The organism is Corynebacterium lowii (assembly GCF_001412085.1).
Taxonomy (GTDB): Bacteria; Actinomycetota; Actinomycetes; order Mycobacteriales; family Mycobacteriaceae; genus Corynebacterium; species Corynebacterium lowii.
Window position 1 is genome coordinate 82,546 of record NZ_LKEV01000007.1, and the last position, 19,434, is coordinate 101,979.

26 protein-coding genes, 1 tRNA gene and 1 pseudogene are annotated in these 19,434 nt (G+C 62.4%); 21 read left to right on the top strand and 7 right to left on the bottom strand.

Going from position 1 to position 19,434, the window contains the following annotated elements; translation table 11 throughout:
- Positions 1-300 precede the first annotated feature (300 nt).
- The 7 genes from Clow_RS10055 (at position 301) to Clow_RS10085 (ending at position 4,315) form a co-directional block, all read left to right on the top strand.
- On the top strand, positions 301-795 hold the full coding sequence (locus tag Clow_RS10055) for a CAP domain-containing protein (RefSeq protein WP_082418648.1): 495 nt from the start codon (positions 301-303) through the stop codon (positions 793-795).
- Between the two features lie 154 nt (positions 796-949).
- The gene (locus tag Clow_RS10060; RefSeq protein ID WP_055178813.1) at positions 950-1,498 is read left to right on the top strand and encodes an OsmC family protein; all 549 of its coding nucleotides are present in this window, start codon (positions 950-952) and stop codon (positions 1,496-1,498) included.
- A complete protein-coding gene (locus tag Clow_RS10065) occupies positions 1,495-2,538 on the top strand; it encodes an acyl-CoA dehydrogenase family protein (protein ID WP_055178815.1) in 1,044 nt (347 codons plus the stop codon). The genes Clow_RS10060 and Clow_RS10065 overlap by 4 nt, the downstream gene beginning before the upstream one ends.
- Before the next feature lie 358 nt (positions 2,539-2,896).
- Complete coding sequence (locus Clow_RS10070) at positions 2,897-3,178, top strand: hypothetical protein (RefSeq protein ID WP_055178817.1); 282 nt, start codon at positions 2,897-2,899, stop codon at positions 3,176-3,178.
- A gap of 17 nt (positions 3,179-3,195) precedes the next feature.
- A complete protein-coding gene (locus Clow_RS10075; RefSeq protein WP_055178819.1) occupies positions 3,196-3,687 on the top strand; it encodes a MarR family winged helix-turn-helix transcriptional regulator in 492 nt (163 codons plus the stop codon).
- 43 nt (positions 3,688-3,730) lie between these two features.
- Positions 3,731-4,048 carry a PLD nuclease N-terminal domain-containing protein gene (locus tag Clow_RS10080; RefSeq protein WP_055178821.1) on the top strand — a complete coding sequence of 106 codons (318 nt, stop codon included), beginning with the start codon at positions 3,731-3,733 and terminating at the stop codon, positions 4,046-4,048.
- Positions 4,049-4,081: 33 nt separating this feature from the next.
- A complete protein-coding gene (locus Clow_RS10085) occupies positions 4,082-4,315 on the top strand; it encodes a PLDc N-terminal domain-containing protein (protein ID WP_055178823.1) in 234 nt (77 codons plus the stop codon).
- A gap of 4 nt (positions 4,316-4,319) precedes the next feature.
- On the opposite strand, the gene Clow_RS10090 is transcribed toward Clow_RS10085, so the two are convergent.
- Positions 4,320-4,401, bottom strand: a tRNA-Leu gene (locus Clow_RS10090).
- A 153-nt stretch (positions 4,402-4,554) separates the two neighbouring features.
- Between Clow_RS10090 and Clow_RS10095 the strand changes: the two genes are divergently transcribed.
- Positions 4,555-4,974 carry a hypothetical protein gene (locus Clow_RS10095; protein WP_055178825.1) on the top strand — a complete coding sequence of 140 codons (420 nt, stop codon included), beginning with the start codon at positions 4,555-4,557 and terminating at the stop codon, positions 4,972-4,974.
- A gap of 23 nt (positions 4,975-4,997) precedes the next feature.
- Positions 4,998-5,369: a DUF3817 domain-containing protein gene (locus tag Clow_RS10100; protein WP_055178828.1), complete on the top strand. Its 372-nt coding sequence runs from the start codon at positions 4,998-5,000 to the stop codon at positions 5,367-5,369.
- A 49-nt stretch (positions 5,370-5,418) separates the two neighbouring features.
- On the opposite strand, the gene rdgB is transcribed toward Clow_RS10100, so the two are convergent.
- Genes rdgB through Clow_RS10115 form a run of 3 tightly spaced genes read right to left on the bottom strand, consistent with a single transcriptional unit; the run spans position 5,419 to position 7,556 of the window.
- Positions 5,419-6,021 (bottom strand): RdgB/HAM1 family non-canonical purine NTP pyrophosphatase, encoded by a 603-nt coding sequence (gene rdgB / locus Clow_RS10105; protein ID WP_055178830.1) that lies wholly within the window; start codon positions 6,019-6,021, stop codon positions 5,419-5,421.
- 2 nt (positions 6,022-6,023) lie between these two features.
- The gene (gene rph, locus Clow_RS10110; protein ID WP_055178831.1) at positions 6,024-6,758 is read right to left on the bottom strand and encodes a ribonuclease PH; all 735 of its coding nucleotides are present in this window, start codon (positions 6,756-6,758) and stop codon (positions 6,024-6,026) included.
- A gap of 27 nt (positions 6,759-6,785) precedes the next feature.
- Entirely contained in the window at positions 6,786-7,556 is a 771-nt protein-coding gene (locus Clow_RS10115; protein WP_055178832.1) for an MBL fold metallo-hydrolase, read from the bottom strand.
- A 110-nt stretch (positions 7,557-7,666) separates the two neighbouring features.
- Between Clow_RS10115 and Clow_RS10120 the strand changes: the two genes are divergently transcribed.
- The 11 genes and pseudogenes from Clow_RS10120 to Clow_RS12095 all read left to right on the top strand — a co-directional run.
- Positions 7,667-7,930 (top strand): helix-turn-helix transcriptional regulator, encoded by a 264-nt coding sequence (locus Clow_RS10120; RefSeq protein ID WP_055178834.1) that lies wholly within the window; start codon positions 7,667-7,669, stop codon positions 7,928-7,930.
- On the top strand, positions 7,931-8,428 hold the full coding sequence (locus Clow_RS12090; RefSeq protein WP_055178836.1) for a hypothetical protein: 498 nt from the start codon (positions 7,931-7,933) through the stop codon (positions 8,426-8,428). It begins immediately after the preceding gene.
- 111 nt (positions 8,429-8,539) lie between these two features.
- Complete coding sequence (locus tag Clow_RS10130; RefSeq protein WP_055178838.1) at positions 8,540-8,827, top strand: hypothetical protein; 288 nt, start codon at positions 8,540-8,542, stop codon at positions 8,825-8,827.
- A 42-nt stretch (positions 8,828-8,869) separates the two neighbouring features.
- Positions 8,870-9,385 carry a hypothetical protein gene (locus tag Clow_RS10135; RefSeq protein ID WP_055178839.1) on the top strand — a complete coding sequence of 172 codons (516 nt, stop codon included), beginning with the start codon at positions 8,870-8,872 and terminating at the stop codon, positions 9,383-9,385.
- 10 nt (positions 9,386-9,395) lie between these two features.
- Entirely contained in the window at positions 9,396-9,929 is a 534-nt protein-coding gene (locus tag Clow_RS10140) for a hypothetical protein (protein ID WP_055178841.1), read from the top strand.
- A gap of 3 nt (positions 9,930-9,932) precedes the next feature.
- Positions 9,933-10,478, top strand: coding sequence for a hypothetical protein (locus Clow_RS10145; protein WP_055178843.1), 546 nt, complete (start codon positions 9,933-9,935; stop codon positions 10,476-10,478).
- A gap of 3 nt (positions 10,479-10,481) precedes the next feature.
- A complete protein-coding gene (locus Clow_RS10150) occupies positions 10,482-11,363 on the top strand; it encodes an ABC transporter ATP-binding protein (RefSeq protein WP_055178846.1) in 882 nt (293 codons plus the stop codon).
- Between the two features lie 29 nt (positions 11,364-11,392).
- On the top strand, positions 11,393-12,529 hold the full coding sequence (locus Clow_RS10155; RefSeq protein ID WP_245625756.1) for an ABC transporter permease: 1,137 nt from the start codon (positions 11,393-11,395) through the stop codon (positions 12,527-12,529).
- 132 nt (positions 12,530-12,661) lie between these two features.
- Complete coding sequence (locus Clow_RS10160) at positions 12,662-13,012, top strand: DUF485 domain-containing protein (protein ID WP_055178849.1); 351 nt, start codon at positions 12,662-12,664, stop codon at positions 13,010-13,012.
- A 15-nt stretch (positions 13,013-13,027) separates the two neighbouring features.
- Positions 13,028-14,644, top strand: a complete 1,617-nt coding sequence (locus tag Clow_RS10165) for a solute symporter family protein (protein WP_055178851.1) — start codon at positions 13,028-13,030, stop codon at positions 14,642-14,644.
- Between the two features lie 98 nt (positions 14,645-14,742).
- Positions 14,743-15,822, top strand: a pseudogene (locus Clow_RS12095) (MFS transporter); the annotation flags it as partial.
- A 133-nt stretch (positions 15,823-15,955) separates the two neighbouring features.
- Here the strand turns inward: Clow_RS12095 and murI are convergent.
- Positions 15,956-16,774 carry a glutamate racemase gene (gene murI / locus Clow_RS10170; RefSeq protein ID WP_055178854.1) on the bottom strand — a complete coding sequence of 273 codons (819 nt, stop codon included), beginning with the start codon at positions 16,772-16,774 and terminating at the stop codon, positions 15,956-15,958.
- 123 nt (positions 16,775-16,897) lie between these two features.
- On the opposite strand from murI, the gene Clow_RS10175 reads away from it, so the two are divergent.
- A complete protein-coding gene (locus Clow_RS10175; RefSeq protein WP_055178856.1) occupies positions 16,898-17,851 on the top strand; it encodes an aldo/keto reductase in 954 nt (317 codons plus the stop codon).
- Positions 17,852-17,902: 51 nt separating this feature from the next.
- Here the strand turns inward: Clow_RS10175 and Clow_RS10180 are convergent, their stop codons facing one another.
- Both Clow_RS10180 and Clow_RS10185 read right to left on the bottom strand, forming a co-directional pair.
- Positions 17,903-18,496 (bottom strand): rhomboid family intramembrane serine protease, encoded by a 594-nt coding sequence (locus Clow_RS10180; RefSeq protein ID WP_055178857.1) that lies wholly within the window; start codon positions 18,494-18,496, stop codon positions 17,903-17,905.
- Positions 18,493-19,434, bottom strand: a complete 942-nt coding sequence (locus tag Clow_RS10185; protein ID WP_055178859.1) for a P1 family peptidase — start codon at positions 19,432-19,434, stop codon at positions 18,493-18,495. The genes Clow_RS10180 and Clow_RS10185 overlap by 4 nt, the downstream gene beginning before the upstream one ends.

The window sequence follows — 19,434 nt, forward strand, 5'->3', positions numbered from 1 at the left end:
CACAAACCACCCGCGCGCCTTTCTTTAGACCACAGTCGTCATACGCGCATACCATAGGGCGATTTTCGCATGTCGCAGCCAGCATACATACGTACAAAAACGCCAGATTTACACCTTTTCTACAACCTTTTCATCGACACCATAAAAGCAGTGGGGAACGTAGGAAATCAGACGTTCTCCCAAAAATAGAGAAAAGATGGACGTGTCAAGAATGTTTTTCTATCATTCCTCATTGAACCCAGCGCCGATAACTTACTGCGACAAAGTAACGAATAAATAACGACGCCGAAGGAGACAATCATGGAAATGTCTAACATTGCAGAAAAGGCCGCCGGAGTAGCGGCCCTGGCCGCCACCGGAGTGGCCGCTCCCGCTGCCACCGCCGCGGCCGAGGAGATCACCGCCAGCGAGGGGGTGGAGATCATCTCCGTTACGGAAGAGGCACCCGCCTCCGCCGACACCGATCAGGACGCCCACGAGATCGTGGAACAGACCAACGACATCCGAGCAGCGCACGGACTCAATGAGCTCTCCGTAAACGAGGAGCTTTCCGAGGGCTCAGCCCAGTGGGCAGAGGCCATGAGCGCCACCCGCACCGTGGAGCACGCCGAGGGTGACTTTGGCGAGAACCTGCACTGGACAAGCGAGAGCGACGCCCCGATGGAGAAGGTGGTGCAGGATTGGATGGACTCGGACGGCCACCGCGTGAATATCCTTGACCCCGAGGCCACGGAGATCGGCACGGGAGTGGTGCGAGACGAAAACGGCACGCACTCCGTGCAGCGCTTTAACTAAGCATACTGAGACCAAGCGGTCTACCCCCTAGCCCCGCACTCTAGCGGGGCTTTTTGCATGACCTGAAACAAAAATACAGACAGCCTTGTTCACCCAGAGTGCCACGTGTAGTCTTGCCTGCAAGTACAAACACTAAAGAAGGAGAACAACGGTTATGTCTGACCTCACCCCGAACCACAAGGACGGCGAGGCCCTGGAGCCCATCGACGCCCAGAAGCTCGCTGAACTAGCCAAGAAGAACATCGACAACCCCGAGGGCGGCCGCAAGAAGATCCGCACCCACACCGAGGCCGATGGCTTCTTCCGCAATTACACCCAGGTGCGCGACCTCACCCCGGTACTCGTTTCCGAGCCGCCGCAGCTGCTGGGCGATAACTCCGCCCCCAACCCCACCGAAGTGGCCCAGGCCGCCCTGGCCGCCTGCATCTCCGTGGGTATCCAGGCCATTGCCACCAACCGCGGCGTGACGCTCACCAAGATCGCCATTGATATTGAGTCCGACATCGACATCTCCCCCACCTGGGGCACCGGCGACCTGGGCGATCACAAGCGCCCCGGTGTTTCCGACGTCCACGTGAAGATCGACCTCGACGGCGACGCCGACCGCGAAACCCTCGACCAGATTCAGAAGGACGCCATCACCTGGTCTCCCGTGGTGAACACCTACACCCGCCCCGCCAACCTCACCTCGGAACTCGTATGAGCGCCCCGGTCACCACTCCCCTGCCGGAAACCCTGCGCGAGCAGGTGGCGAGCAGCGCGGGGGACGTCGATAAGCACCTCAAGGACGCCCGCTACGTGCTGCCCCTGCTGGGCGAGCAAGGCCTGATTGGCACCGGCGTGCGCGATACCGCGCGCACCATCCGCGCGCTGTCCGCCGAGGACCTCGCCACCGGGTTCACCCTGTGGGCCAGCCGATGCGCCCTGCTCTACCTGGAAACCGCGGGCACCGAGTACGCGCTCTCGCTCACCGAACCGATCCGCACCGGGCAGCGCCCCGGAGTATCCGGCATGGCCGGGCCGTTCAAGGACTTCACCGGCGCGGGCGAGATCAGCCTGCGCGCCGAGAAGGAAGAAGGCGGCTACCGCATCAACGGCAAGCTCAACTGGGCCTCCAACCTCTACGAGGACGCCATCGCCATCACCGGAGCCAAGACCGCCGAGGGGCACCGCTTCCTCTTTGCCTTCGAGGCCGGGCACGAGGGCATCACCTTTGGCAAGCCCTTTGAACTGCTGGGACTCAACGCCACGGCCTCCGCCTGGGTGGAGTTCAGCGACGTGTTCATCCCGCAGGAACAGATCCTCACCGAGGACTTCGCGGACTTCATGCCCAAGGTGCGCCCCGCCTTTGTGCTCTTCCAGATCGCGGAGTGCCTGGGCGTGGCCGAGGCCGCCACCCGCGCCGCCGCCACGCGGCTGACCGGGCTCAACGCCACCTTTGCCGACGATCATGCCGAGGTGGAAAAGCGCGTGGCAGAGGCCATTGAGCGCCACGAGGACCTGCTCGCGCGCGTGGAGGCCGGCGGGGAGAACAAGCCCAAGCCAGTGGAGCTACTGCAATTGCGTCTCGACGCCGCCCAGGCCGCCGTGGACGCCGCCAACATCGAGGTGCGCGTGGCCGGGGGTGCGGGCTATGCCAAGAGCTCGCCCACCTCGCGGCGCTACCGTGAGGCCTCCTTTATCCCCGTGCAATCGCCCTCCGAGGCGCAACTGCGGTGGGAGTTGGCTAAGGCTAAGGGGTAGTTTTTGCTTTTACAATAATGGTAGGGCTCTATATAGAGCCCTACCATTATTTATTTTTCCCCGTAAGTATAAGAGTGCCCTGCCCTCCCCTCGCACAGCTCCCCAACACAGCAGTCACTAAAAGCAAGCATTAACATGTCTCATCATATATACTCACCGATGACTCACCACAACAGCACAAGAAACAGGGATTACCACGATGAATAACCAATCATGACTTTCAGATAACTCACACACTCTCACCATCGCCGCCTCCCCCGAGGCGATCCGTCAGGTACTCACCCACGCCACCGCGCTCCCCTCCTGGAACCCCGCCTTTTCCTCCGTCTCCCCTGCCACAGAACCCGGCGTCTACCCGATGAGCGTGCATAACCTCCTCAAAGGCACCCTGCGCTACCTCCCCCACTCCGAGGCAGCAGAGGGCGTCGCCATGCTCATCGAAATACCTGGCCTCACCGAGTTCTCTACCTGGAATCTCCGCCCACTCACCCATAACACAGCAACACCCACCACCGAGGTCACCCACCGCATACAGCAGCGCGGCCCCCTGGCCCGCCTCATCGGTCAGCACGAGGCCAGCCTTGTACCCGGCAAGCGCCTCCACCGTCTCGCCGCGCTCCTCGAATCAGCCCGCATTTAATGGAAGAATGATGCACCATGAACCCCTCCACCAGTAGCATCCCCATGCAATTGCGCTACGTCGTCCTGGCTCTCCAAAGGCGGGGCAATCGACGCCTCGGCGCCCTCTTCCAAGGCATCGGATTGACCACCGCACAGGCCGAGACTTTAGAAATACTCGCCTATCACGGCCCGCTCACCACCCGCGAAGTGGGCGGTTATCTCCTCTGCGAGTCCGGCAGCCCCAGCCGTATCCTCGCCGCCCTGGCAGAGAAGAAGCTATCCATGCGTTCCCACCCCGCCGAGGATAAGCGGATTACTCTTCACTCCATTACCAAGGCCGGACGGGACAAACTCAATTCCATATATGAAACCGAGGATATATTTCACCAAGCCCTGCGCACCCAAGCAGAGGAAAAGAATATCTCTGAGAAAGACCTTTCTACCACTATCAATACCCTCACGGCCCTACTCACTGACCCCGAATTAAAAAACGCGCTTCACCTGCGTTTCTCGTACCTCACCGAGTAAGCATCCTTGAATCCCCCCCCCCCCCGCATGTAGCCTGGGACACATGTTCCCCCTTGGCCTGACAGAATTGCTCATTGCTATCGCTGCTCTCGCCTGCCTTGCACTCCCCATCACGGCCCTCGTTTTCCTTGGCCGCGACCAGCGAGAGGGCGCTCAAACTATGGGATGGATTATCGCCATCGTCTTTGCCCCCTTCCTCGGTGCCATTGCCTACCTCATCTGGCGCGACACAGACTCCGGCAAAGCCAGCCGCTCCAAACCCAACGAAAACCCCACTACAAAGAGTGAGCAGTTTACGAATGCAGATCGACGAACCAATTTAACTGGTAATTCCCCTACCTCACCGAGTAATCACCCCTGAAATCTACCCCCAACCGCGTGTAGCCTGGGGCACATGCTTGGACTGACTGAATTACTCATCTTTACCCCCATCATCGCCGCCTTTGCACTGCCCATCGTGGCGCTTATTATGCTCGTGCGCGATGGATTAGAGGGCACTCAAACCGCCATTTGGGTACTCGTTATTGTTCTTGCCACGGTCATCGGACCCATCGTGTACCTCATCTGGCGCACCACAGATTCCGGCAAAGCTAGCCGTTCTAACTTCAACCAAGGCCCCACCATATAAAGAGTGCGCCCGGGGGGACTTGAACCCCCACGTCCTTAGACACTGGAACCTAAATCCAGCGCGTCTGCCAATTCCGCCACGGGCGCGCGCAAGGGGTAACTATACCACGGCCCCAAACCACTCCGCGTAGCCAGGCAGCCCACCGCAACCACCGGGGCGTCGATAAACAAGCGCTAAGCAATCAGCCAAGCAAACAAGGCCATTCTGCCTCGCCCCGCCGCGCGGGTACCCTATAAACCATGAGTGCGCAGAAGCAGACCCGCGCGCGCAAGAAGGTGCGCGCCTCTCACGTCATCTTCCTCGCCCTCGCCGTCGTGGCCACCCTCGCGCTGGCGTGGTGGCAGTGGACGCGCTTCCGCTCCGGTACCGGCACCTTCCAGAACCTCGGTTACGCTATGCAGTGGCCGATATTCGGCTTCTTCTTCGTGTATGCCTACCGCAAGTTCATCGAATACGAGAACGAGCGTATCGACGCCGAGAACGCCTCCGAGGACACAAACTTCCTCTACGAGCGCGATCTTGAACGCTTTGGCCCCACAGCGCCCACCTCCGTGGAGGAGGAGTTTCTGCCGCAGCGGCCTACTATCGACGTCGCGGAGTTCAACGAGCGCAATACTCCCCGGCGCGGCGGCAATAGCCTCGACGGCTTGCAGCAATAACCCCGCACAAAAGAAAGGCCCCCATGACCCAGCCTCAGCCCATCAAGGTTCACCCGGAACGCCAGCGGCGCGTGCGCATAGCGCTCAACTTCTTCTCCGTGACCGCCTGGGCCACGGGTGTGATGCTCCTGGCCCTGTGCACGAGGATGGTGTTTGATTACCTCACCCCGGTGGAGATTCCCCAGTGGGCCGAATACATCGGCAGGGTCCACGGCTGGGTGTACATGGTCTTTGTGATCTCCTCTTTCATGCTGGGCCTGCGTGCGCGCTGGGAGCCCAAAGTATGGGTTATTACCGCCCTGTGCGGCGTGGTGCCCTTCCTTTCCTTCTATGTGGAGAAGAAGCGCCGCGAGGAAGTGGTTAAGCGTTTCCAGCTCGATAGCATGCCCGCCTAGCGGGGCCAGAGACGCCGCGCCAGCAAAAACCCCGAGCACCCCCAACCCCCTACACCAACTCCCCAATCTCCTTCACCAGCCCGGCCAGGGCCTTGGAGCGGTGCGAAAGAGCGTCCTTCTCCCCGTCGGTGAGTTGCGCGGAGGAACGCCCGTTGCCATCGGCGGGGGCAAAAATCGGGTCATAACCAAAGCCGTTCTTGCCCACCGGCTCACGCAGCAGGCGCCCCTCCCAGCGCCCCTCGGAGAGCACTTCCTTACCCGAGGGGGTCACCAGCGCGCACACGGAAACAAAGGCCGCCGCGCGCCGTTCATCGGGCACGTCATTCATCTGCCCCAAAAGCAGCCGGTTATTACCCACGTCGTTGCCGTGAGCACCAGCCCACCGCGCGGAAAGCACCCCCGGCATGCCGTTCATCTCTTCCACCGCCAGGCCGGAATCATCGGCCACAGTCACCAGGCCCGTATGCCGAGCCCCGGCGCGCGCCTTAATCAGGGCGTTATCGGCAAAGGTACGCCCGCTTTCCACCGGCTCGGGGTAGGCAGCCACGTCCGCCAGGGAAAGCAGGGAGATACCGCTGATACCGGCGGCGTCGATAATGCGGCGCAGTTCCCGCAGTTTCTTTTGGTTATTGGAGGCCACGAGGAGCTTCATGCTTATCCCTCCAGGGCCGCGCGCTGGGCGTCGATAAGCTGGGCACAGCCCTTGGCGGCGGCGTCCAGCAATTCACCCAATTGTGCCCGGTCAAAGGTGCCGTCCTCGCCGGTGCCCTGGATTTCCACGAAGCGCCCGGAGGCCGTCATCACCACGTTCATATCCACCTCGGCGCGGGAATCCTCCTCGTAGGGCAGGTCCAGGCTGACGCGGCCGTCAATGATGCCCACGGACACCGCCGCGATGGCCTCGCGCAGGGGATTGCTCTCAACGAGCCCGCGCTCGCGCAGGGTAGCCACGGCGTCGGCAAGCGCCACATAGGCCCCGGTGATCGCGGCGGTGCGGGTGCCGCCGTCGGCTTGGAGGACGTCGCAGTCGATCTGAATGGTGTTCTCGCCCAGGGCGGTGAGGTCGATGGCAGCACGGAGGGAGCGGCCGATGAGGCGGGAGATTTCGTGCGTGCGGCCCTTGACCTTGCCCTTCATGGACTCACGCGGCATGCGCTCGGAGGGGGCGGCGGGCAGCATGGCGTATTCGGCGGTGAGCCAGCCCTCGCCGGAATCCTTCTTAAAGCGGGGTACGCCGGCCTCGGCGGTGGCAGTGCAGAGCACCTTGGTGTTGCCGAACTCCACGAGCACGCTGCCCGCAGGGTTGGTGGTGAAGTTGCGGGTGATGCGCACGGGGCGCATTTCATCGAGGGCGCGGCCATCGGCACGGGTGAAATCAGCAGAACTCATGCCTGTGAGGGTACCCGCTTGTGCTTCTTAGACCTCGTACACGCTGCCGGGAGTACCAAACTCCACCGGGCCATCAAACTCCTGCTGCGCCGCCGCCACCGCCTCTGCGGGGTCCAGCCACGGCGGAACATGCACGATCACCAGGCGTTTTGCCCCCGCCAGGCGCGCCGCGCGCCCCGCCTCCCCGCCGCTGAGGTGCATGGCCGGGGCCTTATTATCCGTGCTCGTGCCCCAGTTAGCCTCGCACAAAAAGAGGTCCACGCCGCGCGCGGCCTCAATGAGGTTGCCCGTCCAGGCGGTATCCCCGGAAAAGGCTATCGACGCCCCCGTGGCCCGCTCTTCCACTCGCAGCGCATAGGCCTCCACGGGGTGCACCACCTTGTACGGGGTGACGGTGAGATCATCGAGAATCTGCGATTCCCGATCCACCCAGGGGCTAAAGGCGAAGGTATCGGAGAAATCATCCACGCCATCGGGCTGATCGTCCGAGAACAACCGCCCCAGATGCACCGGGGCGTAGCCGGGCGCCATCATTTGATGCCTGCGCTGCGCGGCCTCGGTGGGGTGATAACGCCGCCACACCAGCAGCGAGGGAAAGTCCAGGCAATGATCCGCGTGGAGATGAGAGAACATCACGTGCGCCTGCGAGGGGGCGCCAATGCTTTGCAGGTTGGCAAGCGTGCCAGGCCCCAGATCCATGATGACCCCCGGCATTCCCGGAGCCTCAATGAAGTATCCAGAAGCCGGGTTGCCGGGCGCGCCGAGGCTGCCGGAACTGCCGAGAATGCTCAACTTCATGGGTTTTACAGTGCCATGAATCGCAGGGTTTTACTAACCCTCGGCCACTCGGGGTGCAGGTTCGTACGGAACCATTGACAAACTGTTGTGTTTATACAACACTATGGAGTATGTCCCCAAAGAAAAAGCCGAAGAACCCGATCTTCAACAGGATCAGGGTTCTGCGTGCGGAACGGGATATGTCGCGCAATCAACTCGCGGAGCTCATCGACGTCAACCCACAAACCATCGGAGCCCTAGAGCGCGGGGATCACTCCCCCAGCCTCGACCTCGCCTTCCGCATCTGCGAGGTGTTCGGACTCCCCGTGGAGGCCGTGTTTAGCCGCGAGGAGTTCGCCCCCATGTCCACCGCCATGTATCAGAAAGAGGTTTAAATGCCATCACCGACCACCCTCCCGGACAGCGTGCGCGTGCGACGTCGCGCCCTGCGCAGCGCGTACATATCCCTCGGCCTTGCTCTCGCCGCTATTCCCCTGATGTTTTTCGCCCTCATACCCTCCATGATTCTGTTGCTAGTCGGCGGCGTGGGATACGCCGGTAGCGCATTCCTTCTCCTCATAGCCACCGATGGCCAGCCCTACGCTCATCCCGAGGACTTGGACGAATACGAGCGTGATCGCGCGTTCCGCGCCAAGACCCGCGCCCTGAGCATCGCTCTTACCAGCCTGGTTAGCGTGATGTCGGCGCTAATCGTTTTCCCTATCCTCATTTCTTTCTTTCATGCCTCTCCCGAAACCATCGCTAACTGGGCACTCGCGCTAGGCATAGCCACAGGTCTGCTCGCCTTTCATTCCAGCCTCTCCGTATTTCAAAGCATTGCTCGCAGCATGAACAAAGACGAACTTGCTGAACAGCAAGACGCTTACGCATAGGAGCCACCCATGAATCTCACCGACACAATCCTCGGCCTCCCCGTGGAGGCCGTGTTCAGCCGCGAGGAGTTCGCCCCCATGTCCACCGCCATGTATCAGAAAGAAGTTTAAATGTCCTCACCAACTACCCTCCCGAACAGCGTGCGCGTGCGACGGCGCGCCCTGCGAGCCAAGACCCGTGCCATGAGCATCGCTCTTATCATTCTGTTCAGCGTGATGATGGCACTGCTCTCCCCTCATCTACAGCACGCACTTCCTCCCCCGAAGCCATCCCCGCCTTGGCACACGCACTGGGCATGGTCGCAGGCACGCCCCGCTCTACACACCAGCCTCTCCGCAGTCCACGAGTTCACCCGTGGCATCAACCAGGATGTGATTCTCGCCCCGGGCCATAACTAACCCCTCCGAAACACCCCCCATACCAGCAAAGAGGTTTCAGCAATGTCTAACTCCACCACTTCCCGCCCCAACCTTCCCATCCCCGCCACCGTTCGCAACCGACAGCGGGCGATACAAGCCTCCTACTTCTTCCTAGCCGCCTCTCTCATCGCTATCCCTCTCCTGTTCTTCTTCAAAGAATTTGCCCAGCCCCTTTGGTACATCAGCATGCTTGGCTGCGTGTGCTTCACCATTTACCTCGCCCGGGCCACCAACAATCATGCAGCGGCCTACCCGGAAGAACTCGATGAATACGAGGGAAAACGAGTTCTCCACGCCAAGCGCTACACCATGTACATTTCTTTGTTCAGTCTCCTCGGCATTGCGTTTGCACTGGACCTTTTGGCTCCCTACATCGTGCGCCTCGATCTCTCCCCTGAAGCCGCCTCCACGCTGGTACGCGCTATCGGAATGCTCGCGGGAACGCTGGCCTTCTACAGCATTTTCTCTGTCCAAAGAGGCATCGCCCGTGGCATGAACAAAGACGAACTCGCTGAACAGCAAGACGCTTACGCATAGGAGCTACCCCATGAATCTCACCGACGCAATCCTCGGCAATAGCGAAGCCCAGGCCGAACGCTGGCTACGCAAACAGGAAAAACGCCCTGTCTACCTCAAATCCTGGCGTACCCCGGAGCGCCAAAGAATGCTGCGAATTGGCTATAACCTCACCCTTGCCTTGGGCGTTCTCACCGCCATTGTGTGCTTCTTCTGGCTCCCTGCCACCTTTGCATGGGTGTTTTTCACCATTGCCGTTTGCACCATCTGGATCATGATGCGAGCCACCATCGACGAGAAAGACACTGCCCCGGCCGCAGCCCTTGATGAGTACGAAAACCAGGTGCTCAATACCTGGCGTTCCCTGGCTTTTGGCGTAGCCACCACGCTTTTTACTGCACTTGCAGTAGCGATGATGGTGCTCGCCGTGATGAACCCCGATAATCTCCGCGCCTACCTCTACTCCCTTTCTCTGCTCACCCTCGTCACGTTGTTCAGCCTCATCTCCCTGCCCGTCTTTGGCTACAGCCTCGCCTTCTATCCCACTCAACCCCAGGAGGATTAACCCATGCCCTCGCTCACTTCTCTTTATTCCCGCCACGAAGAAGCCAAGGTTCGCCGCTGGGAGCGGGCGATGAAAGAAAACAACACAATGAAGTTTCTCTCCCTGCGCGGCCGCACCCCCACGCTGAGGCTCATTGGCTCGTTCTTGGCCCTCCAGCTCATCTCACTCATCTTCCTCATCTCCGGATTGTGGTGGCTTCCCGGGTTCTTTATCTCCATCGCACTCACAGGCATTGCCTGTGTGCCCTGGACAATCCTGCGCGGCACCATCGACACCAAAGATGATGCTCCCGCCTCGGTGCTCGATGAATATGAAAACAGCGTGGTGAGCTTTTGGAACCGCCTCACGCTCCGCCTCCTCCACGCGTGGACGTTCATCATAGGTTTTGTCATCATCATCTCCACCCTGGCCGATTTCTATGAATACCTGGGAGTCAGCCAAACGCGCTGGACCATCATTCTCGGATACCTTGTGCTTGACATCTCCAGCGCTATCACTTCCCTCCCCGCCATCGGCTACGCCCTCACCTTCCACACTCAGGAGGATTAACCCATGCCCGCCCTCCACATTGACCACCTCAACAAGTCCTACGGCGAGCACCAGGTGCTCACGAACATGACCTTCGACGTCCGCGAGGGCGAGGTGTACGGCTTCGTCGGCTCCAACGGCGCCGGCAAGTCCACCACCATGCGCATCGCCCTGGGCGTGCTCGCTGCCGATTCCGGCGAGGTTCGCCTGGGTAGCCAGCGGCTTGACGACGCCCTGCGCCGCACCATCGGCTACATGCCCGAGGAGCGCGGCCTCTACACCAAGTCCCCCATCGCGGAGCAACTGGTGTTCTTGGGTCGCCTGCACGGCATGACCAAGGCCGCCGCCACCCGCAGCACCGAGGAATTATTAGAGCGCCTGGGCCTGGCCGAGCGCGCCAAGGACAAACTCGATGATCTCTCCCTGGGCAATCAGCAGCGCGTGCAGTTGGCCGCCTCCCTGGTACATGACCCGCAGGTGTTGATCTTGGACGAACCCTTCTCCGGGCTGGACCCGGTGGCCGTCTCCGTGATGAGCACCATGCTCTTGGATAAGGCGCGCGCCGGGGTGCCCGTACTCTTTTCCTCTCACCAACTCGACCTGGTGCAGCGCCTGTGTGATCGCGTGGGCATCATCGCCGGAGGCCAGATGAAGGCCGAGGGCACCGTGGCTGAACTGCGCCACAGCGGACCGCGCCGCTACGAGGTGCATACCCCGGCGCGCGGCTGGTATCCGCCGGGCACGCGGGTCGTCGATAGCAATGATGAATACGTGGTGCTGGAACTTGACGGGGGCGTCGATGAGCAGCACATTTTGCGCGCGGCTTTGAGCACCGGGCCGGTGTATTCCTTTAGCCCCCACGTTCCCGATCTCACCGATCTATTCCAGGAGGTTGTGCAAGCATGAAGTATTCCCGCATGAATACCATTACCACCGTGGCAAAACAGGAAATTCACACGGCCACGCGCAATAAGGCCATTATCTTTTCCCTCGTTTTGATTCTCGTGGGCCTAGTGGCCGCCTGCGGTGTGATTACGTGGTTCCAAAACCGCGATTCCGATGATCCCAGCCTGGTTCTGGTGGGAATAGAGGCCACGGAGTTCGAGTCACTTACCGATGCCCAGGGCATAGATCTTTCCACCGCCGCCAGCCGCGCCGAGGCCCAGGAGGAACTCAATAATGCTGCCGACGCCGCCCTGATCCGCAGCGATGAAGGCTGGGAACTCCTGACCGACGGCGAGCCCGATAGTAGCCTGAGTATGGCCGCCGAGGCCGCAGCCAGCACCGCGGCCCACAACCAGGCACTCGCCCGCGTGGGTATTTCACCCGAGGTCTATGCCCAGGCCCTGCCGGAAGGTGCCGTGACTTATACCAATATCGACGAGCAGGAGAAGAACTTTTCTGCGATTTTCTCCACCCTGATCGGAATATCGGTGGCCTTTTACTTCATCATGCTCTTTGCCGGGAATATCGGCGGGCGCGTCACGGAGGAGAAATCTTCCCGCGTGATTGAGTTGATTCTGGCTTCTGCTCGCCCGCTGGACTTTCTCACGGGCAAGATCGTGGGCAATCTCATCGTCGGTTTTATTAACGCGATCATCGTTATTCTCGTTGGCGCAGGCGCGCTCTTGGTTACCGGCCTGGCGGAGGATATTCAGTTTGAGTTCTCTCTGCTGCCCATCTTTGTTCTCACCTTTGTGCTCGGCATGCTCTTCTTCGGTGGGCTCTGGGCGGCGGCGGGCTCGATGGTCAGCCGCGCCGAGGACCTAGCCTCCACCCAGGCCCCCATCATGTTGCTGAGCATCGGCAGCCTGTACGCCGCCATCTTCGGCATGAGCTCCACCGATTCCACCATCATGCAGGTGCTCGGCTGGCTGCCGCCCTTCTCCCTCACCGTGGCCCCCATGCAGTATGCGGCGGGCAACATGAATATGGCCGAATTACTCGGCAGTTACGCGGTGATGGTGCTCGCCATCGTGGCGGTGCTGGCCCTGACCGCCCGCATTTATCGCCGCTCCATCCTGCACAACGGGCAGAAAATGACCTGGCGAGCAGCGCTTTCCCGCGGTTAGCCCCACCCCGGTAGTTCCGGCATGGAAAATGGGTACACCCATATTTTCCTCTCGTATGTATCTGTGTACACTATCCGAAACCTCAGTGAGGTGCCTCACTTTTGAATCCCGTTCGGATAGGAAGAAGAAAGCATGACCGTAACTACCCCAGGGGCCACGCCCCACACCCCCACGAGTGAAGAGTTCATCGAGGCGCAGCGCAGCCCCGAGTTTCAAGAACTGCGCCACGCCATTCGCTCCTTCACCTTCCCGCTGACCATCGCCGGAATCGTCTGGTTTACCGCCTACATCAGCCTGGCGATGTACGCTCCCGAGCTCTACGGCATGCGCCTGGTGGGCAATATCAACCTCGGCATTGTGCTGGGTCTGGGGCAATTCCTCAGCACCTTCCTCATCACCTGGGCCTACGTGCGCTACGCGGAGCGCAATATCGAGCCGCGTTCCAGCGCCCTGCGCCATCGGCTCGAAAATCCCCAGGGTTAAAGGAGGGCAGCAACCATGACGCACATTATCGCCACCGCCGCGCCCACCGATACCGGCAATCCCATCCCGAACATCGCCGTCTTTGTGGCCTTCATCGTGGTCACCATGATTATCGTGATGCGCGTTGGGCGCAGCACCTCCAAGGCCACGGACTTTTATACCGGCGGTGCCAGCTTCTCCGGGCGCCAAAACGGCTTGGCTATCGCCGGAGATTATCTCTCCGCCGCCTCCTTCCTCGGCATCGTGGGAGCCATTGCCCTCACGGGCTATGACGGCTTCTTGTACGCCATCGGCTTCTTCGTAGCCTGGCTCATCGCCCTACTTCTGGTGGCCGAGCCGCTGCGCAATACCGGCAAGTTCACGATGGCCGATGTACTCTCTTTCCGGCTACGCCAACGCCCCGTGCGCATCGCCGCAGCACTGGCCACGCTCTTCGTCTCTCTCTTCTATCTGATCGCCCAGATGGCGGGTGCCGGAGCCCTGGTTTCCGTGTTGCTGGATATTCACGAGGAAGCCGCCCAAGCCCTCGTGATCGCCGTAGTGGGCGTCATCATGACGGCCTACGTGCTCATCGGCGGCATGAAGGGCACCACCTATGTGCAGATGATTAAGGCGGTGCTGCTGTGCAGCGGCGTGCTGATTATGACCATCATCATTTTGGTGATGGTGCGCGGTAACTTCTCCGAATTGCTCAGCATGGCCGTGGAAAAGCACGGCGGCAATACCGCCATCTTGGAACCGGGCATGAAGTACGGAGCCACCAACTACACCAAGCTGGACTTCATCTCCCTGGGTCTGGCCCTGGGCCTCGGCGTGGCGGGGCTTCCCCACGTGCTCATGCGCTTCTACACCGTGCCCACCGCGCGCGAGGCGCGTAAGTCCGTCACCTGGGCCATCGTACTCATCGGCGGCTTCTACCTGCTCACTCTGGTGCTGGGTTACGCCGCAGCGGCCTTCGTGGGGCCGGACGTTATCAAAGCCGCCCCCGGCGGGGCCAATGCCGCCGCTCCCCTGCTCGCCCTTTCACTCGCAGGCCCCATCTTCATGGCGCTCATCTCCGCCGTGGCCTTTGCGACGGTCCTCGCGGTGGTCGCAGGGCTGGCCATCACGGCGTCGGCAAGCATTGCCCACGATGTGTACGACGCCGTGCTGCGCGACGGCAAGGCCACCGCCGAGGAGCAGGTGCGAGTCTCGCGCATCACCGTGATTGTGATTGGCGTGGTATCCACGGCCCTGGGTATTGCGGCCATGCACCAAAACGTGGGCTTTGTGGTCTCCCTGGCCTTCTGCATTGCGGCCTCGGCTAATCTGCCCACGATTTTGTTCTCGCTGTACTGGAAGCGCTTTAACACCACCGGAGCGGTGGCCTCCATGTACACCGGCATTATTGCCTCCCTGGTGCTCATCATTCTTTCCCCTGCGGTCTCCGGCACGCCCACCTCGGTATTCCCCAACGCGGACTTTGCCGTATTCCCGCTCACCAATCCCGGTTTGGTGACCATTCCGCTGGGCTTCCTGGCCGCAGTCGTGGGCACCTACCTGGGCCGCCCCGATAATCTCGATCACCTCCAAGCGGAGATGGAGGTGCGCTCGCTCACCGGAGTGGGCGTGGAGGCCCCCATCGAGCACTAAGCAGGCCCACCAGGTAGGGTTTTCTATAACCTGAAAGAAAACCCCACCGAGGAGGCATCAGCATGCCCCAGCGCACCTGGGTTCTGCTGCTCATCGTCATGGCCCCGCAACTGGGGCTCTCCCTGGTCAATCCGGCCAATTCCACCATCGCGGAGCAATTGGGGGTGCCGCTATCCCAGGTGGAGGCCACCCTCACCGTGTACATGGCGGGCTACGCGCTGAGCATGTTTCTCTCCGGTATCTTGGCCGATCGCTACGATGCCCGACGCCTCCAATCCCTCGGCCTGGGGCTTTTCGCCGCCGGTGGCCTGCTCTGCGCCCTTGCCCCTTCCCTCGGCTGGTTAGCGGCGGGGCGCTTCCTCCAGGCCCTCGGCGGCACCTCGGCCACTGTGCTCTGCCGGATCATCGTCCAACGGCGCTACCCCGCCGATACCCGCGTGGGCGTGCTGGCCTCGATGTCAATGGTCATTTCGCTCACCCCCGCTCTTTCTCCCCTGGTGGGCGGCCTGCTCTCCCAGGTGGCTCCCTGGCGGGTGCTCTTTTTATGCACCTCGGCCTTTGCCCTCCTCCTCATTCCGGCCATCGAGTTCCTGCTCGGCCCCGCCGCCCCGGAAAACCCCGGCCTACCCACCCGGCGCGCCTTCACCCAGGCGCTCCTCGGGGCGATAAAGAACCGCGATTTCCGCTGGTACGCCTGCTGTATCTGCCTGGTATGGATGACGTACTTCGGCTTCATTCACTCCTCTAGCACGATGCTCCAACACCTCCTGGGCCAATCCGCCCTGGCCTATGGGGCACTCATGGCCCTGCCCGCCCTGGGTTATCTGGCCGGCAGCCTCATGGTCAAGCGCGCGGGTAAGCGCTCAGGCATGAGCAACGCCGCGCTGAATAAAGCCGTCACCAGGGCCTTCATCATCGGTTCCCTCGGGCTGGTGCTCACCGGGGCGCTGGCCGCCACCCTTGCACTCACGGGCACGGGCACAAGCACGAGCGCGGCAGCAACCAGCACGGCCACAACCGGACTAGCGAGCGCAACATCCCTCGCCCTGGTCGCCTGCCTGGCGATTGCCTTCGTCGGCGTGGGTGCCGCCATTCCCTACGCCCAGGCGGGCCTACTCGGGTTAAGCCTCCCCTATCCGGGTCTGGTCACGGGCTTCTTCTTTTTCCTCCAAATGGCCAGCGGCGCCCTCTACGGCGTCCTGCTCAGCGCGCTTGGCCTCACCTCGGTGCCCGCGCGTAGGCCGCCATCGTCGCCCCGCAGGTGCTCCTCACGGTGGCCTACGCGCGGCGTCGGCCTACCCACGGCATCGATTAGCGGGCCGGTGAGGCCCCGGCGTCGAGATCGCCCACGCCCGGCCCCAGGAAGCGGCTGGCGAGTTGGGCAAAGAGTTCCGGGTCCCCGGTGGTTTCAAAGCGGCGCACCGGGGTGGTTGCCGTGGCCAGCATGTCACGCTGGGAAAGGGCCTTGAGCACGTCCTTGGTGGCCTCCTCGGCGGAGGAAACCAGGGTCACGTTGTCCCCGATAGCCAGCTGGATCACCGCCGAGAGCAGCGGATAGTGGGTACAACCGAGCACCAGGGTATCCACCTCCTGCTCCTTGAGCGGGGCCAGGTATTCCTCAGCCACCGCCAGAATCTCCGGGCCAAAGGTCTCCCCGCGTTCCACGAAGGGCACGAACCGCGGGCAGGCCTGGGCGGTCACCCGCACGCCGGGATTGATGGAAAAGAGATCCTGGTACGCCCCGGAATTAATGGTGCCCTGGGTACCGATCACCCCGATGCGCCCGTTGCGGGTGGTAGCCATCGCGCGGCGCACGGCGGGGTGAATCACCTCCACCACGGGGACGTCGTAACGCTCCCTGGCGTCGTGGAGGAAAGAGGCCGAGGCCGTGTTGCAGGCAATCACAATCATTTTGCAGCCGCGTTCCACCAGCTCATCGGCAATGCGGGTGGCGTGGCTGCGTACCTCGGCAATGGGAAGCGGGCCGTAGGGACCATTGGCGGTGTCCCCAATGTAAATCACCGATTCCTGCGGCAACTGATCCATCATCGTGCGGGCCACGGTCAATCCGCCTAGGCCGGAATCAAAAACGCCGATGGGGGCATTGCGTGCTGAGGTATCCGTATCCACGCTGGCCTATCCTACGCCGCTGCGACGCCGCCATATTCGCTTGGCAGCATACCGGCGGCGGCGCGGGCCACAAACGCCTACCATCGCACAAGAGACATATTCGTCGCTGGGAAAGGCGCACCCATGAGGCCCACCGTTGCTCTACCCGGCACCGACCTCCACGTATTCCCCCTCAACCTGGGCGGCAATACCTTTGGTTGGACCGCCGACGAGGCCACCAGCCTCGCCATCCTCCGCGCCTTTACCGAGGCCGGAGGCAACTTCATCGACACCGCCGATGTGTATTCCGCCTGGGTACCCGGCCACCAGGGCGGGGAATCCGAGGCGATTCTTGGCTCCTGGCTGGCCGATCTCCCCGCCCACGAGCGCGATCAGATGGTGATAGCCACCAAGGTGGGCCGCCTGCGCCCGCATGATTCGCTCCGCGCCGCAGACATTCTCGCCGCCACCACCAACAGCCTGGAACGCCTGCGTACCGAGACCATCGACCTGCTCTACCTGCACTTCGACGACGACACCACCCCCATCGAGGAACAAATAGAAGCCTGCTGCGATCTCGTCGCGCGCGGGCACGTCCGCTATATCGGGCTCTCCAATTACTCCCCGCAGCGTATGCGCGCTTTCCTCCGCGCCGCGCGCGATACCGAGGCCAGCCCCGTAGCCATTCAGCCGCACTATAACCTGCTGCACCGCCACGATTACGAGCGTGGTATTCGCCCCCTGGCCCAGGAATATCGCGCCAGCGTATTCCCCTACTACTCGCTGGCCTCCGGGGTGCTCACCGGCAAGTTCCGCACGCCCTCCGATACCACCGGCACCGCGCGGGAGGCCAGCACCTCCGCGTTGCTCACCGAGGAAACCCAGGGGGTGCTGAATACCCTAGAGCGCCTGGCTTCGCTTCACGACGCCACCCCCGCCACCATCGCGCTGGCCTGGCTGCGCGCCAAGGGCGCCACCGCGCCCATCGCGTCTGTATCGCGCCCCGAGCAATTGCCCGCGCTCATGGCGGTGGCCGATACCGTGCTTGACCCCTCCGAGGTGATGCAACTCGACGCCGCCTCCCAGCCCTTTGCGTGAGCCGCGGGCGGTGCCGGAGCCGCAGGAGCGGCGTCGATAAGCCCCCTACGCCTACACCGAGGCGGGCTCTACCTGCTTGGGCTGCGGATCGTCCGAGGTAATAACCATCGCGGCGAGGATACCGCCGAGGGCACCAAAGAAGTGCCCCTGCCACGAGACCCCCTCCGTGCCCGGCAGCACGCCCCAGATGAGATAGGAATAGGCGGAACCGAGCACCACGCCCAGCAGAATCTGGCGCAGGCTGCGATTAAAGAGCCCGCGCACCACCAGGTAGGAAAGCCAGCCGTACACCAGGCCGGAGGCCCCCACATGCGTGGTGCCTACCCCGCCAAAGAACCACATACCCAGGCCCGCGCTGATGGTCACAATGCCGGTGACCTCCCACCAGGTGCGCGGCCCCGTGGCGCCGATGAGGAAGCTAAAGATCGCCCCCGGCACCGTATTGGACATCACATGGGCGTAACTGCCGTGGAGCATCGGGGCGGTGAGCACACCCCACAACCCGGAAATATCGCGCGGATGCACGCCGAAGGCCACCAGGGAACCGCCGAAGATGAGATCGTTGACGATATGCACGCCCCAGATCACCACCACGTAGCCCACCGCAAAGGTCATCCCGGAGGCCAGCCGGGAACCCGCGCTCACGAGGCGATCTCGCGATAAGCCGTCACGTTCAGGTCCTCATCCGGGGCCGCCGAGACCACGGCGTCCACGATCGCGGCCTCTACCGCCTGCGCGGCACCCGCGCACAGGTAGGAGAGCACCGGCACGCCCACCCCGAGCGGCTGCCAGGCCGTAGAGAGAGCGAAGAGCGTATCGCCGTCTAGGGGCAGGTGCGCCGGGCGCACGGCCCGGGAGATGCCGTCGTGGCCCGCCATCGCCAGGCGCTTAGCCTGCGGGGTGGTCAGGGGGGCGTCGGTAGCGATCACGCCGATGGTGGTGTTCAACGCCGCCTCCGGGGCCGTGAGCTGAGAGAAAGCCTCCTTATCCACGCTCTTATCCGGGGCACCCCACAGCGTGCCGTCCTGGGGGTTGACCACCTCGCCCACGGGATTGGCCACCACCAGGGCAGCCACGCGATAATCGCCCACCTTCACCGAGGCCTGCCCCACGCCGCCGCGCAGGCGGCCCGCGCTCGCTCCGCACCCGGCGCCGATGCTGTGAGGCCCAGGGCCCTCCTCCACCCGGTAGGAATCCTTGAGGGCCTCCACGCCCTGAGCCGCGCCGGGGAGGCGCTGGGAACCCACCAGAAGATCAAAGATCACGGCACCCGGCACGATGGGAATACGAATCCCCTGGGTCACCGGGAAACCCACCTTGCGCTGCGCCAGGCCGCGCATCACACCATCGGCGGCGGCCAGGCCAAAGGCCGAGCCCCCGGACAGGGCGATCGCGTGCACCCGCTCCACGGTGTTGTGAGGGTCGAGCAGATCCGTCTCCCTGGTGCCGGGGCCGCCGCCGCGCACGTCCACGGCGGCCAGGGCTCCATCGGAGTCCGTCACGCGAATCACGGTCACCCCCGTGCTCTCCATGCTGTGATGTCCCACAGCTAGGCCGGGTACGTCGGTCAAAGAACCACTCAT

What these genes read in the sequence shown, in the direction of transcription:
- Clow_RS10055 (WP_082418648.1), top strand. Translation starts at nt 301, where the DNA reads ATGGAAATGTCTAACATTGCAGAAAAGGCCGCCGGAGTAGCGGCCCTG.
- Clow_RS10060 (WP_055178813.1), top strand. Translation starts at nt 950, where the DNA reads ATGTCTGACCTCACCCCGAACCACAAGGACGGCGAGGCCCTGGAGCCC.
- Clow_RS10065 (WP_055178815.1), top strand. Translation starts at nt 1,495, where the DNA reads ATGAGCGCCCCGGTCACCACTCCCCTGCCGGAAACCCTGCGCGAGCAG.
- Clow_RS10070 (WP_055178817.1), top strand. Translation starts at nt 2,897, where the DNA reads ATGAGCGTGCATAACCTCCTCAAAGGCACCCTGCGCTACCTCCCCCAC.
- Clow_RS10075 (WP_055178819.1), top strand. Translation starts at nt 3,196, where the DNA reads ATGAACCCCTCCACCAGTAGCATCCCCATGCAATTGCGCTACGTCGTC.
- Clow_RS10080 (WP_055178821.1), top strand. Translation starts at nt 3,731, where the DNA reads ATGTTCCCCCTTGGCCTGACAGAATTGCTCATTGCTATCGCTGCTCTC.
- Clow_RS10085 (WP_055178823.1), top strand. Translation starts at nt 4,082, where the DNA reads ATGCTTGGACTGACTGAATTACTCATCTTTACCCCCATCATCGCCGCC.
- Clow_RS10095 (WP_055178825.1), top strand. Translation starts at nt 4,555, where the DNA reads ATGAGTGCGCAGAAGCAGACCCGCGCGCGCAAGAAGGTGCGCGCCTCT.
- Clow_RS10100 (WP_055178828.1), top strand. Translation starts at nt 4,998, where the DNA reads ATGACCCAGCCTCAGCCCATCAAGGTTCACCCGGAACGCCAGCGGCGC.
- rdgB (WP_055178830.1), bottom strand. Translation starts at nt 6,021, where the DNA reads ATGAAGCTCCTCGTGGCCTCCAATAACCAAAAGAAACTGCGGGAACTG.
- rph (WP_055178831.1), bottom strand. Translation starts at nt 6,758, where the DNA reads ATGAGTTCTGCTGATTTCACCCGTGCCGATGGCCGCGCCCTCGATGAA.
- Clow_RS10115 (WP_055178832.1), bottom strand. Translation starts at nt 7,556, where the DNA reads ATGAAGTTGAGCATTCTCGGCAGTTCCGGCAGCCTCGGCGCGCCCGGC.
- Clow_RS10120 (WP_055178834.1), top strand. Translation starts at nt 7,667, where the DNA reads ATGTCCCCAAAGAAAAAGCCGAAGAACCCGATCTTCAACAGGATCAGG.
- Clow_RS12090 (WP_055178836.1), top strand. Translation starts at nt 7,931, where the DNA reads ATGCCATCACCGACCACCCTCCCGGACAGCGTGCGCGTGCGACGTCGC.
- Clow_RS10130 (WP_055178838.1), top strand. Translation starts at nt 8,540, where the DNA reads ATGTCCTCACCAACTACCCTCCCGAACAGCGTGCGCGTGCGACGGCGC.
- Clow_RS10135 (WP_055178839.1), top strand. Translation starts at nt 8,870, where the DNA reads ATGTCTAACTCCACCACTTCCCGCCCCAACCTTCCCATCCCCGCCACC.
- Clow_RS10140 (WP_055178841.1), top strand. Translation starts at nt 9,396, where the DNA reads ATGAATCTCACCGACGCAATCCTCGGCAATAGCGAAGCCCAGGCCGAA.
- Clow_RS10145 (WP_055178843.1), top strand. Translation starts at nt 9,933, where the DNA reads ATGCCCTCGCTCACTTCTCTTTATTCCCGCCACGAAGAAGCCAAGGTT.
- Clow_RS10150 (WP_055178846.1), top strand. Translation starts at nt 10,482, where the DNA reads ATGCCCGCCCTCCACATTGACCACCTCAACAAGTCCTACGGCGAGCAC.
- Clow_RS10160 (WP_055178849.1), top strand. Translation starts at nt 12,662, where the DNA reads ATGACCGTAACTACCCCAGGGGCCACGCCCCACACCCCCACGAGTGAA.
- Clow_RS10165 (WP_055178851.1), top strand. Translation starts at nt 13,028, where the DNA reads ATGACGCACATTATCGCCACCGCCGCGCCCACCGATACCGGCAATCCC.
- Clow_RS10175 (WP_055178856.1), top strand. Translation starts at nt 16,898, where the DNA reads ATGAGGCCCACCGTTGCTCTACCCGGCACCGACCTCCACGTATTCCCC.
- Clow_RS10185 (WP_055178859.1), bottom strand. Translation starts at nt 19,434, where the DNA reads ATGAGTGGTTCTTTGACCGACGTACCCGGCCTAGCTGTGGGACATCAC.